The 17,305-nt window shown below is 31.0% G+C and carries 14 protein-coding genes; 7 read left to right on the top strand and 7 right to left on the bottom strand.

The window, feature by feature from the left end:
* Positions 1-26 precede the first annotated feature (26 nt).
* On the bottom strand, positions 27-1,214 hold the full coding sequence (locus QBK95_RS12780) for a helix-turn-helix domain-containing protein (protein WP_280934327.1): 1,188 nt from the start codon (positions 1,212-1,214) through the stop codon (positions 27-29).
* 84 nt (positions 1,215-1,298) lie between these two features.
* Between QBK95_RS12780 and menA the strand changes: the two genes are divergently transcribed.
* From menA to QBK95_RS12745, 7 genes are all read left to right on the top strand, one after another.
* On the top strand, positions 1,299-2,258 hold the full coding sequence (gene menA / locus QBK95_RS12775) for a 1,4-dihydroxy-2-naphthoate octaprenyltransferase (RefSeq protein WP_280934326.1): 960 nt from the start codon (positions 1,299-1,301) through the stop codon (positions 2,256-2,258).
* A 35-nt stretch (positions 2,259-2,293) separates the two neighbouring features.
* Positions 2,294-2,974, top strand: coding sequence for a metal-dependent hydrolase (locus QBK95_RS12770; protein WP_280934324.1), 681 nt, complete (start codon positions 2,294-2,296; stop codon positions 2,972-2,974).
* Complete coding sequence (locus tag QBK95_RS12765) at positions 2,974-4,014, top strand: o-succinylbenzoate synthase (protein WP_280934322.1); 1,041 nt, start codon at positions 2,974-2,976, stop codon at positions 4,012-4,014. Before QBK95_RS12770 ends, QBK95_RS12765 begins: the two co-directional genes overlap by 1 nt.
* Before the next feature lie 15 nt (positions 4,015-4,029).
* Positions 4,030-4,941 (top strand): CPBP family intramembrane glutamic endopeptidase, encoded by a 912-nt coding sequence (locus tag QBK95_RS12760; RefSeq protein ID WP_280934320.1) that lies wholly within the window; start codon positions 4,030-4,032, stop codon positions 4,939-4,941.
* Positions 4,942-5,003: 62 nt separating this feature from the next.
* Positions 5,004-6,122, top strand: a complete 1,119-nt coding sequence (locus QBK95_RS12755) for an AMP-binding protein (RefSeq protein WP_280934317.1) — start codon at positions 5,004-5,006, stop codon at positions 6,120-6,122.
* Between the two features lie 104 nt (positions 6,123-6,226).
* Positions 6,227-8,362, top strand: coding sequence for a YfbK domain-containing protein (locus QBK95_RS12750; RefSeq protein WP_280934315.1), 2,136 nt, complete (start codon positions 6,227-6,229; stop codon positions 8,360-8,362).
* Between the two features lie 98 nt (positions 8,363-8,460).
* Complete coding sequence (locus QBK95_RS12745; RefSeq protein WP_280934314.1) at positions 8,461-9,783, top strand: M24 family metallopeptidase; 1,323 nt, start codon at positions 8,461-8,463, stop codon at positions 9,781-9,783.
* A 109-nt stretch (positions 9,784-9,892) separates the two neighbouring features.
* Here QBK95_RS12745 and QBK95_RS12740 read toward each other — a convergent pair whose 3' ends face one another.
* From QBK95_RS12740 to QBK95_RS12715, 6 genes are all read right to left on the bottom strand, one after another.
* Positions 9,893-10,696: a hypothetical protein gene (locus tag QBK95_RS12740; protein WP_280934313.1), complete on the bottom strand. Its 804-nt coding sequence runs from the start codon at positions 10,694-10,696 to the stop codon at positions 9,893-9,895.
* A gap of 208 nt (positions 10,697-10,904) precedes the next feature.
* Complete coding sequence (locus QBK95_RS12735) at positions 10,905-11,105, bottom strand: hypothetical protein (RefSeq protein WP_280934311.1); 201 nt, start codon at positions 11,103-11,105, stop codon at positions 10,905-10,907.
* Positions 11,106-11,479: 374 nt separating this feature from the next.
* A complete protein-coding gene (locus QBK95_RS12730) occupies positions 11,480-11,995 on the bottom strand; it encodes a hypothetical protein (RefSeq protein WP_280934309.1) in 516 nt (171 codons plus the stop codon).
* A gap of 436 nt (positions 11,996-12,431) precedes the next feature.
* Positions 12,432-13,580 (bottom strand): T9SS type A sorting domain-containing protein, encoded by a 1,149-nt coding sequence (locus QBK95_RS12725; RefSeq protein ID WP_280934307.1) that lies wholly within the window; start codon positions 13,578-13,580, stop codon positions 12,432-12,434.
* A gap of 127 nt (positions 13,581-13,707) precedes the next feature.
* Complete coding sequence (locus tag QBK95_RS12720; RefSeq protein ID WP_280934305.1) at positions 13,708-15,462, bottom strand: AraC family transcriptional regulator; 1,755 nt, start codon at positions 15,460-15,462, stop codon at positions 13,708-13,710.
* A 93-nt stretch (positions 15,463-15,555) separates the two neighbouring features.
* Positions 15,556-17,184, bottom strand: coding sequence for an acyl-CoA carboxylase subunit beta (locus tag QBK95_RS12715; RefSeq protein WP_280934303.1), 1,629 nt, complete (start codon positions 17,182-17,184; stop codon positions 15,556-15,558).
* Positions 17,185-17,305 lie beyond the last annotated feature (121 nt).

Here is a 17,305-nt window from a genome sequence, read left to right as displayed (position 1 = left end):
ATTGCGAAATTCATAAAAATAACAGCTTAGGAGTTGTTTTGTTGTGCTAAATATTGTGAAGGTGATGTATCGGTTAGTTTCTTAAAAACTCTATTAAAAGTAGCTTTACTATTAAATCCACATTCATAGGCAATCCCTAATAAAGATAATTGTTGTTGTTTTCCTTCCTGAAGCATCATTTGTACAGCCTGCACACGATAAGAATTTACAAAGTCATTAAAATTTTTATGAAACCCTGAATTTATAGTATCAGAAATTGTTGAAGACGGTATATTGAGCATTTTTGAAAGCTCAGTGAGATTAAGATCAGGATTAAGAAAAGGTTTTTCTTTTTCCATAAACTCTTGAATTCTTTCTTTGTTTTTAATAAGAACTTCACTTAACTCTGATGGAGGGTTTTTATCCGTTTCTGGAGTGTTCACAGAAAAATTTAAGTTGTTTAGTGTATTGGTATCTGTAAAATAGCCTTTAATTCCTATATATATAATTGCGACTGCAGTAAAAAATTGGTACCACCATCGCTGAGTCCAATGGAGATCAGTAATTACAGATCCAATAACACCTTCAAAAACACTGTATAAAAAGAGGAAAGAATAGATAAAAAGAAAATTTCTGATCCAATTTAGCTCTAGACGATAGGTGTTAGAAAAAAATTGTTGAATCTTTCTTTTGTACATAAAATATAACTGTATGGTAAAAGCTAGATATAATAACATTTGTAAATTCTCCACGATTCCAACTAGAGGATTGACGTATTTTTCATCAAGAGCAATTTTAAGATAACCGTTTTGAGTTTCATTAAAACCTGGTTGAACGCTGTCATATATAAAAATAGCTATCTTATACAGTACATATATACTTACTGGAACAAAGTGAATAAAATCCTTTTTTCTAAATTTAAAATTAGAAGTAGTTATTGATTTTACATAGAAATAGAGTAGTGGTCCAATAGCAAGAGATAATGCAATTAACCAATAATTAATCTTTGTATTTCTATAAGTATCATACCAATCCATAAAACCAATAGTATAGGTAGTTCTATGATATCCCGTAATAAAAATTAATAATGCCAATATCAGAGCGGATATATATTTCTTTTTAAAATACCTGATCAATAATAAGGATGCAAAGATGAATGCCTGTAATACTAAAAGTAATAAAGGTGTGCTATATAAATTGAAAGATGGAAATTCTAAAGGTATCGTAATAGGCATGATGCTAATTTAAATAATTCAGAGAAGTATTTTTTATTTTTTTTTCGATTAAAATACTGTTCCTTTGACTATAAATTTTTTAGAATGACGAAATTCAAAGCTTGGATCTCAGCTGCTCGACTTCGAACTTTACCATTATCCGTTTCAGGTATTATTGTTGGATCATCAATGTTTAATAACATTTTGATTAATCCATTTCTTTCATCATTAGAATACTCAACTAGTTTTGGAGCTAGAATTCCTTTTTATAAAACTTCAATATTTTGGTTCGCAATTGCAACAACTTTAGGATTACAGATTCTATCTAATTTTGCAAATGATTATGGTGATGGTGTAAAAGGCACAGATAATGAAGATAGAGTAGGACCACAACGTGCACTACAAAGCGGTGCTATCTCTAGAAAAGAAATGCTTAGAGGTATAGTATTTACATCTATTATTACATTGGTTTTAGCTATCTTATTAATTTATAAATCTTTTGGAGAAGCTTATTTCTTTTATTCTGTATTCTTTTTTCTTTTAGGATTGGCAGCCATTGCTGCAGCGATTAAATACACGATGGGTAGCTCAGCTTATGGCTATAGAGGTTTAGGAGATGTATTTGTTTTTATATTTTTTGGATTGGTAAGTGTGGTAGGTTGTTATTTCTTATTTACCAAAGATTTACATTGGTTAGTTTTTCTTCCTGCAGTAACAATTGGTTTTCTTAGTGCGGCGGTTTTAAACCTTAATAATATGAGAGATCACGATAGCGATAAAAAAGCAAATAAAAATACCATAGTGGTAAAAATGGGACTCTCGAATGCTAAAAAATATCATTATTTCCTTCTAATTGGAGGATTATCCGCCATGCTAGTGTTTTTATATTTCACATATCAATCCTATACTAATCTGTTGTTTTTGGTAGCATATATTCCTTTATTTATTCATATAAACAAAGTAATTAATACAAAAAAGGCGGTGGATTTAGATCCAGAATTAAAAAAAGTTGCTTTGTCGACTTTTTTACTGGCCTTATTATTTAGTTTGGGACAGATTTTGTAATTTTTATCTCATTAATCTAAAAAAATTCAAAAGCAATGAAAATTACATTTTATGGTCAGAATACATTACTATTAGAAATAGCTTCTATCTCTATATTGATAGATCCATTTATTTCAGGCAATCCATTAGCAAAGGATAAGGTAAAAGTTGATGATTTTAAAGTAGATTATATCTTACTCACGCACGCACATCAGGATCATACATTGGATGCAGAATCTATAGCAAAAAGTTGTAATGCCATTATTGTCTCTAATTATGAAATCGCGATGCATTATGAGGCGAAAGGGATTAAGGTACATCCTATGAATCATGGAGGATCCTGGAAATTCGACTTTGGAAGTGTAAAATATGTAAACGCAATTCATACCAGTAGTTTTCCTGACGGTAGTTATGGCGGACAACCAGGAGGTTTTGTAATCCAAACTGAAGATAATAGTATATATATCGCAGGTGATACTGCACTTACTATGGATATGAAACTAATTCCTTTATATACGAAGTTAGATTTGGCTGTACTACCAATCGGAGATAACTTTACTATGGGAATAGATGATGCTATAATTGCAAGCGATTTTGTTGCTTGTAATAAGGTACTTGGAGTGCATTATGATACTTTTGGCTTTATAGAAATAGATCATGAAGAAGCCAAACAGAAATTTTCCTCAAAAGGAAAAAATCTTGTGTTATTAGAAATAGGACACAGTATAGAATTGTAATGAAAGCCAGTTATTATAAACATATTTTAGAATTTAAAAGACCAAGTGGTACTTCTCGTGGAATCCTAAAAACTAAAGAAACCTGGTTTATTGTAATTACTTCTAAAGGGAAACAAGGTATCGGAGAATGTGGAATACTTAGAACTTTGAGTATTGATGATAGACCAGATTATGAAGAAAAGTTACAATGGACCTGTGATAATATTCATTTAGGAAAAGATACATTATGGGAACGATTAATTGAATTCCCGAGCATTCAATTTGGTGTTGAAATGGCTTTTAAATCTTTGGAAAGCGTATCTCCGTTTGTGTTATTTCCTTCAGAATTCACTAAGAATGAAGATAGTATCCGTATCAATGGCTTGATATGGATGGGGGAAAAGAAGTTTATGAAACAGCAAATATCAGACAAATTAGCGCAGGGATTTGATTGTATAAAAATGAAGATTGGAGCTATTGATTTTGATGCAGAACTAACACTTCTTTCTTATATAAGATCTCAGTTTTCTAAAGAGATAATTGAAATTAGAGTAGATGCCAATGGAGCCTTTACACCTGAAGAAGCATTACATAAATTAGAAAGGTTAAGTACATTTGATCTTCATAGTATTGAACAACCAATAAAGCAAGGCCAACTAGAAGCTATGAAGTCTTTGTGTAATCAAACTCCATTACCTATAGCATTAGATGAAGAATTAATTGGTGTTTTTAATGTAACAGATAAGAAAAAATTACTACTAACTATACAACCTCAATATATTATTCTTAAACCAAGTCTAATAGGAGGTTTTAGAGGTACACAAGAATGGATAGATTTGGCAGAAAATCTTGGAATAGGATGGTGGATTACTAGTGCTTTAGAAAGTAATATTGGATTAAATGCTATTGCGCAGTATACTTATGGCCTGGATAACAATATGCCACAAGGATTAGGAACAGGTAGCTTGTATACTAATAATATAGATGCTCCATTGGTAGTGGATAAAGGTAGATTAGGGTATCATAGTAATAAGAGCTGGAATGTTCCCTATTTAGATTAATACAAAAATATAATTATGTATATAGAACAAGGTAGAAAAGGGAAAATTGGATTGTGGAAATATCTACCCGTTCCCATTGGTTTCTTAGGATTGATAGCATTTAATATGGCCTTTTCTGAAGGAATGGACATAGAAGCTATGATGCAACAGCAAATAGAGACCTTAGGAAAACCTTTATTTTTCTTAATATCAGTAGGTCCTTTTGCAATTTTTTTAGCTGGATTATTTTTCTGGGTAAAAGTAGTACATCAGCAAAGTATCCGATCACTTACTACATCTAGAGTAAAGATTGATTGGAAACGTGTTTTGTTTATGTTTGGTTTAGTAGCCTTATATATTCTAATAACAACAGGAATCTTATATTATTTTTATCCTGAAGATTTCCAGATGAATTTTGAGATGAAACCATTCATAACACTTGCCATAATGGCTATTTTGATAGTGCCATTACAAACAAGTTTTGAAGAATATCTTTTTAGAGGACATATGATGCAAGGTCTTGGATTGGCAACAAAAACAAGATGGGTACCACTAATTGTTACTTCTGTATTATTTGGGATTATGCATTTTGGTAATCCAGAAGTAGCAAAAATTGGACCTCATATTATGGTATATTATATAGGTACAGGTTTCTTTTTGGCAATAATTACTTTAATGGATGAAGGGCTGGAACTTGCATTGGGATTTCATGCAGCCAATAATTTAGTAACTGCATTATTGGTTACATCTTCTTGGACTGCATTTCAAACAGATTCTATTCTTTTGTATACTGGTGAACCAGAGACTGGAATAGAAATACTTATCCCAGTATTCGTGGTATTTCCGATCTATATTTTAATTTTGTCCAAAAAATATAAGTGGTCTGGCTGGAAAAATAAATTATTTGGGAAAGTAGCACCAGAACCTCAAATAGAAGAATATAACTAATTCATAATATTGTCTTTACATTTTAATAACTATAAAGTCTGTTAGAAAATTGAAATTTGGATATGAAAACAGATGGTACTTTTATAACTCCTCAAGTACATAAAAGCTTTAGTATTAATAGGCAAACTCTGGATAACAAAGGATTAGAGCAAATTGCATATAATTTTATTAAAGAAGGAGAATTCTATGAGCAAGAAGTAGGTGGTTTCTTATTAGATTGGTTAAATGATAAAGATCATGTCGTTGTACAAACGTCTGGTTCTACTGGAAAGCCTAAGAGCATAAAGATTGATAAGCAATATATGATTAATAGCGCTAAAGCTACTGGTAAATTCTTTAAGGTAGAAGAAGATACTACTACTTTATTATGCCTTCCAGCGGCATATATAGCAGGTAAAATGATGCTTGTGAGAGCTATGGTGTTAGGTTGGAAAATTGATGTGATCCCTCCAAAAATGAATCCATTAGATACTATTTACAGACAATATGATTTTTGCGCAATGGTACCATTACAATTAGATAATTCTATCAGTAGATTGCATTTGGTGAAAAAACTCATCGTAGGTGGAGGAGCTGTTTCTGAAAACTTAAAAGAACTTGTACAAGGAATCAAAACTAAAATTTTTGAAACCTATGGGATGACCGAGACAGTAACACATATAGCTGCTAGAAGAATTAATCCAAAGAAGAAAGAAAAAAAGGAAGGTAACTTTTTTAAGGCTTTACCTAATATTACTTTAGGCATAGATAAAAGAAACTGTTTAATTATTAATGCTCCGCAGTTACATAAGGAAACCATAATTACGAATGATGTGGTGGAACTTAAAACATATAAAAAGTTTAGTTGGAAAGGCCGCTACGATAACGTAATTAATAGTGGAGGAGTTAAACTGTATCCCGAAGAGATTGAAATAAAGCTTCAACTTTTGATAAGTCATAGGTTTTTTATTACCAGTGTTCCAGATGATGTTTTGGGTGATAAATTAGTATTGATAATTGAAGATAATTATAATGAAAGAACCTATGAACTTCTTATCGAAGCCATTAATAGTATAAAAACACTTTCTAAGTACGAAATACCTAAGAAAATTTATTACATATCACAATTTATAGAAACCGAAAACGGAAAGGTACAGCGCAATAAGACACTCGATGTTGTTTTAGATTCTTTGGAATCCTAGTATATAGTTATTTTCCCTAATTGAAACAACCACTTCACTCAATATAGATTGTCTGGTTAGGCATTGAAAAGTAGTTTTACTTCATAATTTAAAAACTATCAATTATGAAAACACTACACTACTTGATTATAATATTTTTATACACAGGAGCTTCATTTGCTCAACAAATAAAAATTACTGGAACGGTTATAGAAGATAGTACAGGAACTCCTTTGCCAGGAGTAAATGTTGTTGTGAAAGAAACTACTATTGGAACACAGACCGATTTTGATGGTAAGTATACGATTCAAACTGAAGTTGGCAAAATACTTACATTTAATTATGTAGGAATGCAATCTCAAGAGGTTAAAATTAAACCCAATACTACAGAATTGAATATTAGAATGATCGAAGATGTATCTACATTAGAAGAAGTAGTAGTTACTGCATATGGTACCCAGAAAAGATCGTACTCAGTAGGCTCTGCGGTCGCAATTTCATCAGAATCAAGAAGAGCATCAAGAGCAGAAAGAAGAAGAGCAAGAAAACTAAGAAAAAAACCAAACGCTCAAGCATCACAAAACTTAAGTGGCACAGTATCTGGACTTACAATAACTTCAAATACTGGAGCAACGGTCAAGATTCGAGGAAATACTAGTACTTCTAACTCACAACAACCATTATATATAGTCGATGGCGTGCCTATTAATAAAAAGAATGTAGTGCAGATACAAAATATAGATCCATCAAAAATTGCTAATGTAGAAGTATTGAAAGATGCAAGAGCAGCAGCTATTTATGGATCAAGAGCTACTCATGGATGTATTGTGATTACCACCCATAAAGGGAATTACAAAATAGAGAATAACGAATCATATGAAGAGATTGTAGAAAATAGCTTTGAAAAAGTACAGACCTCTCCATTATCAACATTTTCGATTGATGTGGATAAAGCATCTTATAGTAATGTGCGAAGAATGATTAACAATGGACAGAAGGTCCCAGCAGATGCGGTTAAGATAGAAGAGATGGTGAATTATTTTGAATATTCTTATGAACAACCAAAAGGAGATCATCCTTTTGCAATTCATACAGAATATGGTGATACACCATGGAATAAAGAAACACAATTAATAAAAATTGGATTAAAAGGAAAAGAAATTCCACAAGAGGCTATTCCAGCATCTAATCTTGTATTCTTAATTGATGTATCAGGATCTATGAGTAATGCTAATAAGTTACCGTTGTTAAAAAAAGCCTTTAAATTATTAGTAAATCAATTACGAGAAAAAGACAAGGTGTCAATTGTAGTATATGCTGGAGCTGCAGGAATGGTATTAGAACCAACATCTGGTGCCCATAAAAACAAAATAAATCAAGCATTAGATAATCTTAACGCAGGAGGTTCTACAGCTGGAGGAGCAGGGATTCAATTAGCATATAAGATCGCTCAGGAAAATTTTAAAAAGAATGGGAATAATAGAGTCATTTTGGCCACAGATGGAGATTTTAATGTTGGGATGAGTAGTGATAAGGATATGAAAACTTTAATTGAAGAAAAACGTAAATCAGGTGTCTTTTTAACTTGTTTAGGTTTCGGAATGCATAATTATAAAGATAGTAAGTTAGAAACCTTAGCTGATAAAGGTAATGGAAATCATGCATATATCGATACAATGCAAGAAGCACAACGTGTCTTAGGTAAAGAATTTGGCGGAACGTTATATACTATAGCAAAAGATGTAAAAATTCAAGTAGAATTTAACCCTGCAAAAGTACAAGCATATCGACTTATTGGATATGAAAATAGATTGTTGGCAGATGAAGACTTCGTAGATGATACTAAAGATGCTGGAGAATTAGGAAGCGGACATACAGTTACGGCGTTATATGAAGTAATTCCTAATGGAGTAAAAAGTAAATATATTAACGATATTCCTGACTTGAAATATACGGATCAAAAAGTAAATAAAACTTTTGGAGATGAGTTACTTACAGTAAAATTCAGATATAAAAGACCACAAGAAAGTAAAAGCATCGAGATGGTACATATATTAAAAGCAGATGAAAAGGAAATTTCTAAAGATTTTAATTTTGCTGCTTCGGTTGCTTGGTTCGGAATGAAAATCAGAAAATCTAAATACTTAGATAATCAAGATTTAAAAGATATTATTGCGTTGGCAGAAGAAAATAGATCAACAGATAATCAAGGATATAGAGCAGAATTTATTCGATTAATGAGCAGTTATGAAGCACTGTAATTAAAGTTTGGGTAGTTTAATTGATGAGGAGACATTTGCAAAGCATTGCAGGTGTCTCTTTTTTGTAATACTTTTATCTAACCTAACGAATCACACAAATGAAAAAGCTTTTTATTCTCACGCTACTTATTATTTCGAATATATGCAATGCGCAAATTCTTCAGGAACGAGAAAGAGCGGATATTATAGACCAGATATTAGCGGATCGTTTTAATAATCTACTGCCACAATTAATGGATCGAACAGATTTTGATATGTGGATACTAATCTCTAGAGAATATAATGAAGATCCTGTACTTAAAACCATGTTACCAGCTAAGTGGCTTAATGCCAGAAGAAGAACAATATTGGTTTTTTATAGAAATAAAGAAAATAATACAATAGAACACCTTGCAGTAGCAAGATATAATGTAGGTAAGTATATTGATTCTGCATGGGACAAGGAAAAACAACCTGATCAATGGAAAGCTCTTGTGGATATTATTACGAAACGTAATCCAAAGAAAATAGGAATTAATTATTCTGATAATTTCGGAATTGTGGATGGTATTGTAAAAACTGATTATGAGGCGTTTATGAATGCGTTACCTGAATCCTATACAGATAAAGTGGTTTCCGCCGAAAAATTAGCGATCGCATGGATAGAAACGCGTACAGCGCAAGAAATGGAAATGTACAAAGCCTTGGTACAAGTAACTCATGATATTATTAAAGAAGCGTTTAGTGTAAAAGTTATAAAACCAGGAACTACAACTACAGATGATGTTGTTTGGTGGTTACGTCAGAAGGTGACTGATTTGGGCTTGAATACCTGGTTTCATCCAACTGTGGATATTCAACGTTTTGATGAGCCGCTACAGAGTCATATTGTATCCTTTTCTAATAGACCCAACGATAAGATTATTAAACCTGGAGATTTAATCCATTGTGATTTCGGAATTACATATTTAAGACTGAATACAGATTGTCAGCAACACGCATATATCCTTAAGAATGGAGAAATGGCTCCTCCAGATTTTTTAGTCAAAGCTTTTTCTGATGGAAATCGAGTTCAAGATATTTTTACAGCAAATTTCGAAACTGGAAAAACAGGAAATGAGATTTTATTAAAATCTCTAGAAGAGGGTAAAGCAGAAGGTTTAAAACCAGCAATATATACGCATCCTCTTGGATTATATGGACATTCTTCAGGACCTACTATAGGAATGTGGGATTCTCAAGGAGGCGTTCCTGTTAATGGTGATTATCCATTATACGAAAATACAGTATATGCTATAGAATTGAATACTACAGTTACTATTCCTGAATGGGATAAAGATATAAGAATAATGCTCGAAGAAGCTGGATATTGGGGAAAGGATGGATTTAGGTATGTAAATGAAAGACAGACTGAATTAATTACAATTCCCAAAAGACAATAAGTATCTAAATTATATCTCTATTATAAATGGAGCTAATTTTTAACACAAAAAAACATCCGTAAATAATTATTTACGGATGTTTTTATTTTACTATTTGAAGTTCTTAATCTTATAAATCAATTTCTTCGTTAGTACCATCAGGATATGTTACCGTTGCTTTGTTATCACAAGTTCCATCACCATAATTTATAGAAGCAGTCAATGCATTTTTTGCTAATATTAAAGTTCCAGTTGTAATATAATCACAACTAAATGTCCCTTGTAACGAAGGATCAGTACGTAGAGAGTACGTATCTGAACCTATGGTAACTGTCCAGTCTCCACTAATTGTATAAGAAGCTTCAGCTGTACCTAGTTCAGTAACTCTATATGTTTTAGTTCCCATTTCTGAAGCGGTAGTTCCATCTGCTAGCGTAATCGATAAATCCGATGTAACCGTATATATAAAACTTCCTCCATCAACAGTATTTAGTGAGTAAGATGTACTTTTACTTCCATTAATAGAATTTCCAGCAAAAGTCAGGTTTTCAAACGTGATTGTAGTAGAAACAGAGTTATTATCAATAACAACATTCACATTAATCTTACCACTGATAGTCTCACCATCATCAGTAGTACAATCTGTAAAAGTTAATGTGTATCCAGTATCAGTAACACTAAAGTCAGCACAATCGGCCTTTCCAAAATTTGAAGAAACTTCTGCATTAGATCTATTCATAGCAATATTATCTAATGTCATTCCGTCTATGAAATTGGAAATTTTTTCAACTTCCAAACTTTTCATAACATCTTGTTGAGTAATATCGAACGAAGAGTTTTCATTACTATCATCATCACTACAACTAGTTACGAATAGGCAAGCCATTATGGCGATACCTAATACCTTAATTTTAAAAAATGGTTTGTTAATCATTGCTTTTGTTTTGAGTTTTAATTAAAAACTGGATTTCTTACTTTTTATTTTATAAAAGACCTTAATTTTTGCTACAATATTCTTGATTGTAGAACATTTATAAATGTTGTTTATGTTTTAAAAAAGTATATTAAGTTCAGAATGAAACCAAAATTCCCAGAAGAAATATTTCTTCTGGGAATTGTTCTTCCAAAAACTACAATGTATGTTATGATTGAGTTGGAGAGGAACCATCCTCGCAAGTGCTGTCACAAGAGACCTCTTCTGATATAACAAGAAAACCGCTGCGATCTCTTGTAATACAATAGCAGATTTCCGTTGGAAATGGAATTATACCTCCTTTTACTTGTTTTTGTTGCATTTTGTCTAAAGCTTTAGCGTTTTTTAATTCTAAGATTTTTTCTAGCATGATTTGATGATTTTTAAATTGAACCTGATTTTTTAATTGTTTAACTATAAAAAGATGATATACACAGGATCTTAGTAGTGTTATACGATCTTTTCAGATTTTCATCTAAAGTATCATCAATTACATTCAAATAATACTGCTTATATACTAAATTGAACAAAATGAGGGAGTATATTAAATAAGATTGCAACCACCATTAATGTTTTGTGAGTTTATTTCATAGTATTGGAAGAAGAGGAATTTTATATTTTAAACTGCTAAGAATTATAATAAAAAGAGGGTTCAAGGTATATGTTAAACCCTCTTTGAGCATATGTAAGCTAATTGTTGATTTTTCTTTAAATTATTAGCTTCGTGATCTCTTTGATATGATATTATAAATTAAAATCTTCATTAATCGAAGAACAATTAGAAGTGTCAAAATTTAATCCAGTATATGGGATAGCTGTTTCATTTTGCCATGGATAAAGCGTATATCCTTTCTTAACACCATTTTTTTGTCTTGCCGTAAATCTAGCAAAATCTCGTATTTGACTATGCTCTACTTCAAATCTGAATCGATCACTATTGTCTAAATGTGGTTTTATATAATCATAGAAGTTAGGATCTGCTACTATTTCTTTTGGTTGCCAACCTTGTAAGGTATGTTCACCTAGATATAATCCAGGACCAAAACCATCTATTAATACCCAAACTTTTACTTTTATAGACGGATTTCCTTGATCGAAAAAGCCTGACTCGAAATTTACTTCAATTGTATAACATTCTTCGGCTAAAGTAGTTTTTTCTGTATTTTGACTTTCAAAGAAAACATCTGGGTCCTCTTTTTCACAAGAAAAGGTAAAAAGAACTAATAGTAAAAAAGAAGCGGTTATTGATATTTGTTTCATGTTTTTTATTATTGAATTAATTATTATTTAAACAATTTGTGTATTCGTGTCGACTTAAATACCAACGTAAAATTATATGTAATACACTGGTTAAAAAATAACTAACATGTCAATTTTATAAAATTGATTATATTTTTTAACCATAATAAGTTAATTCATAAAAAACGCCCTAAAATTAATAGGGCGAAGATTAAAAAAATCAAATAAGATATTAGATGATATGGATGTGTTCCATATATCTTGAGGTCTATAAAATGGATTAAACTATTACTGTTTTATAATTATTTTAAAAGATAAGCAGCGGCAACCTCGATTGGATCTAATCTATAAATAATTTATAGTCGAAAATAAAACAACCCAAAATTCATTGATTCTCTTTATTTAGAATATGGTTTTTAACATCTATAGAAGTTATAATGATTTAATATAACTAGTCTTATTTTTTAATAATGGTACCTGTATGTTTTTTGTTATCAATTGAAATAGTATAATAATAAATCCCTGGCAACAAATTGCTATTATGGTATTCTAATGTTTGCGTTCCGTTATTTTTATAATTATACTTTTTTGATGAAACCATTTTCCCTCGTTGATCATAAATATCTAATTGAATCGAAGAATTTGTAGTTTTAGTATCAAATGAAAAGGTAATATTTTCTTTAAATGCGTTTGGATAAACATTCACTTTAGAATTTAAAGCTAGTGTTTCTGAAACATGAATCTCCCAGGCATTATTTTCTTCATTATATTCATCTATATCATTGTTTTCATCGATAACAATCAAAACCACATTATTCAATGCACTTTGATTTAGGTTATCTCTTATCCATAGAGATGTAGACATTTTTTCACCTGCTTGTAGAGGAGCAATAGTCCTTGATCCGAGATATCGACGAACACGATTATCATATAAATAAAAGCTAGCTATTGATTTTTTGAGGATATTGTTACTGTATTCATTATTATTATTTTCAATAGTACAAGAGATCGTGGTACCTTCTACATTATATGGGTTCGAATAAATAAGTTTTGCATTTTTGATCAATAAATCTCCTGATAACGAAGGATCAAATGCTCTAAAATGTACAAGTTCCCGATCTATACTACGCTCACTCTTTACATTAATAAGTTTAATATCTAAATAATAATTTTTAACTTCTAAATCTGGTAAATAATGTGTGCCAAGGTATACTAAATCTGCAACATTATTTTCCAAGTAACGACTCGATCCTGGCCTTTTAGGAGGTATTTCTACGGGTTCTAAAGAAGTGTTTATTGATGCAGTAGTCTGTATTTCTAATTCTGGAGAATTAGAATTTTGTAATCTGTTGCGTGTATAATATGTTATAACTACTCGATCATCTGTTGAAACTATTAGACCTCTATCTTCATCAGAAATTTCTAAAGTAATATCTGTGTCTGTTATATCTACAATAACATCAATCGAAATCGACTGAAAACTTTCTAATGAGGTATCAGAAATACGACTATTAAGTTTCTGAGCTGAATTTTTGTTTATAGAATAGCAATTAGAAAAAATAAAAATGGAAAAAATAATAAAAGAAAGAATAGATTTTGTTTTCATAAATTTTAATTTTTAAGTAGCAATGTTAATTACACTGTCTGTATGGTATAAAAATATATTAATAGCTTTGTAAACAGTGTTTCTGTAATAGAAAATAACATCAATTTTATAAAATTGATGTTATAGTTCACCCTTTATTCGAACTTTTGGATAAATTCATTTCTTTACTAATTTGTTTCATGTAAAAAGAATGAGTTATTCCAGTTTGTTTTTTGAATGCAGAAGCAAATGTGTTTACACTTTTGTATCCCAATTCTCCTGCAATTGCCTTAATTGTGTACGACCTAAATTTAGAATCCGTTTTCAGTTTTTTACGAAAAAAATTAATTCGTAATTCATTTATGTATTCATTAAACGATTGTTGTTTATATTCATTCATGGTTTTTGATAGATAGGTTGTATTAGTATCCATCAATTTGGCTGTATTGTATAAATTACAATCTTTTTCTAAGAAGAAATTTGTTTTTTCTATTTCTTGAAGTTTTTCAAATAACAGTTTTACTTTTTCATTGGTTATAAAATCTTTTTTTATAACCGAAGAAGGAACAACTGTTTCTACTTCGAGTTTTTCATTTTGAAGTTTTTGAAAAATAACTTTGTTCTTGCGATGTTTCTGGATTTGAAAAATGACTAATAATACTATTAATACTGAAGTAGCAACTAAGCCTACAATATATTTAAAGTTTAAAGATGAAAGATTCTGATTTCTTTCTTCTAATGTAATTAAATTGTATTTATACAATCGATCTTTAGTATTTACATCATCCAGGTGTCTGGTATCGATAATTCTTTTATAGGCATTAGCAAAATAAATTTGTTGATTTGTATTCCTTGTTTTTTCGGCACATCGCTGTGCCAGGTCATACATTTCAGCTATTTTTTCTACCTGTTTTTCTTTTTCTTTAGAATCGATACGATCAAAGTTTTCATTTAGATGTTCTAGTGCTCGATCATATTTTGCGGTATTAAAAAAAAGCGTAGCTAAATGAAAATTGGTTGTAAACAAGGCTTTACTAAAAACTTGATTCTCTTTTTTTATTAATTCTTTTGAATTGTTTAAATAAACTAAGGCCTTATCATAATTTTGTTTAGCTATATAAGTTTCACCAATAGTATTGTTGAAATTGATTCGAAAAGAAGTTAAATCATGATCTTTTGACAATTTCAAACCTTTATTATAGTAATTCAAAGCATTGTCATAATCTTTTAATAGATAATTGCATACTCCAGCTCCTAAAATAGAAGAAAGATATTTACCATGGTAATTTGCTGTTTCTTTGCTTGTTTTTTTGTTTAATGAAACGATAGTCTCTTCATATGATTGAAGAGCTTCTTTGTATTGATGGATACGAGTTCTAACGTTGTTAATATTGATAAGTGTAGAAAACTCTTTGCTTTTTAAATTATTACTTTTTGTAATTTCTAGTACTTTCAGATATTCTTTTAAGGCATCATTATAGTATCGAATTTGAAAATATGAGTTACCAATTAGAGTATATGCACTTATCAGATTATCGATATCATTTTGTTTTTCAGCAATATCAGATAATAATGTACCATACCGAATAGCCAAAACATAGTCCCCCTTTTGATAAGGAAGAAATCCTAAATAATAATAGGAATATGATTGAATATCATAATTACTATCTATAATCCCTCTTTCTAAATAGAAATGATAATATGTTTCAGCTTTATCTGGATTTTCATCAATTTTTCTACTTATAAAATCATATATCTTATCAGTATCTTTCTGATTCAAGATAGAGTCTCTATCTGATTTCAAATCCATTGATAACAAATCTGGATCAAAGTATTTCTCCTCTTGAAAAGAATACCCTTGATAAAAACATAAAATGATAAAAAGTATAATTATTCCCCTCATAATAATCAGACTTATTATTAGTAGCCATTATGTATGACTAATAATTTATTAAATGGTTACTAATTCACACGAATAACTAACAATAGTTTGTAATTACACCTGTATCACACCAAGATTAAAAGGTTTCTCGATAGGAGCGTGGTCTGCTGCTTCAATACCCATGGACACCCATTTTCTGGTATCTAGAGGATCAATAATCCCATCTGTCCAAATCCTTGCCGCTGCATAATACGGAGAAATTTGTTTATCGTATCGAGCTTTGATTTTATCAAACAGTGCTTTTTCGTCTTCTTCAGAAAGTTGCTCTCCTTTCTTTTTTAAAGAAGCAGTTTCAATTTGCAGTAATACTTTGGCCGCTTGAGCACCTCCCATTACTGCTAGTTCAGCACTTGGCCAGGCGCATATTAGTCTTGGATCATAAGCTTTTCCGCACATTGCATAATTACCAGCTCCATAAGAATTACCAATAACAATAGTGAATTTAGGTACGACACTATTACTAACCGCATTCACCATTTTAGCTCCATCTTTAATAATGCCGCCATGTTCACTTTTACTACCTACCATAAAACCAGTAACATCCTGTAAGAACACCAATGGAATTTTCTTCTGATTACAATTAGCAATAAATCGAGTAGCTTTATCAGCAGAATCAGAATAGATAACTCCTCCAAACTGCATTTCACCTTTTTTACTTTTTACAATCTTACGTTGATTCGCAACAATACCAACAGCCCATCCATCGATACGAGCATATCCTGTTAAAATAGTCTGTCCATAACCCGATTTATATTCTTCAAAATCAGAATTATCAACCAATCGATTGATGATTTCCATCATATCATATTGCTCATTTCTAGCTTTTGGTAAAATCCCATAAATTTCTTCGGGGTTTTCTTTGGGTTTAGAAGGTTTAATTCTATTGTATCCTGCTCTGTCAAAATCACCAATTTTAGAAACTATATTTTTAATAGTGTCTAGCGCGTCTTTATCATCTTTTGATTTATAATCGGTAACTCCCGAAATTTCGCAATGTGTTGTAGCACCTCCTAACGTTTCATTGTCAATACTTTCTCCAATTGCTGCTTTTACAAGATAACTACCAGCTAAGAAAATACTACCTGTTTTATCTACAATCAGAGCTTCATCGCTCATAATAGGTAAATATGCGCCACCTGCAACACAGCTACCCATTACTGCTGATATCTGAGTAATTCCCATACTACTCATCACAGCATTATTTCTAAAAATTCGACCAAAATGTTCCTTATCTGGAAATATTTCATCTTGCATCGGTAAATATACACCTGCACTATCTACAAGATATATAATAGGTAGTTTATTTTCAATAGATATTTCCTGCGCTCTTAAATTCTTTTTACCAGTAATAGGAAACCACGCTCCAGCTTTTACGGTCGCATCATTAGCTACTACGATACATTGTTTGCCACTAATGTACCCAATCTTGATAACGACACCACCACTAGGACAACCTCCATGCTCTGAATACATATCCTCACCAGCAAATGCACCAATTTCTATTGCATCTGCATCATCATCTAATAAATAAGCAATTCGTTCTCTGGCAGTCAATTTACCTTTTGCATGCAGCTTTTCAATGCGTTTTTCACCACCACCAAGCTTTACCTGTGCTAGTTTTTGACGTAGTGTGGAAACTAAAAGCTTATTGTGGTCTTCGTTCTTATTGAAGTTTATATCCATCTGTGTATTTGTGTGTATTATTTGCACGAAAATACAAAAATCAAGGAGTTTTTTGAGGATTAAAATAAAAACTGATTTCTAATCAATATTTATACAAAGAATGTACCGTAAGTGTTATGCT

The organism is Aquimarina mycalae (assembly GCF_029906345.1).
Lineage (GTDB): Bacteria > Bacteroidota > Bacteroidia > Flavobacteriales > Flavobacteriaceae > Aquimarina.
This window is presented reverse-complemented; position numbering and strand designations above follow the sequence as displayed.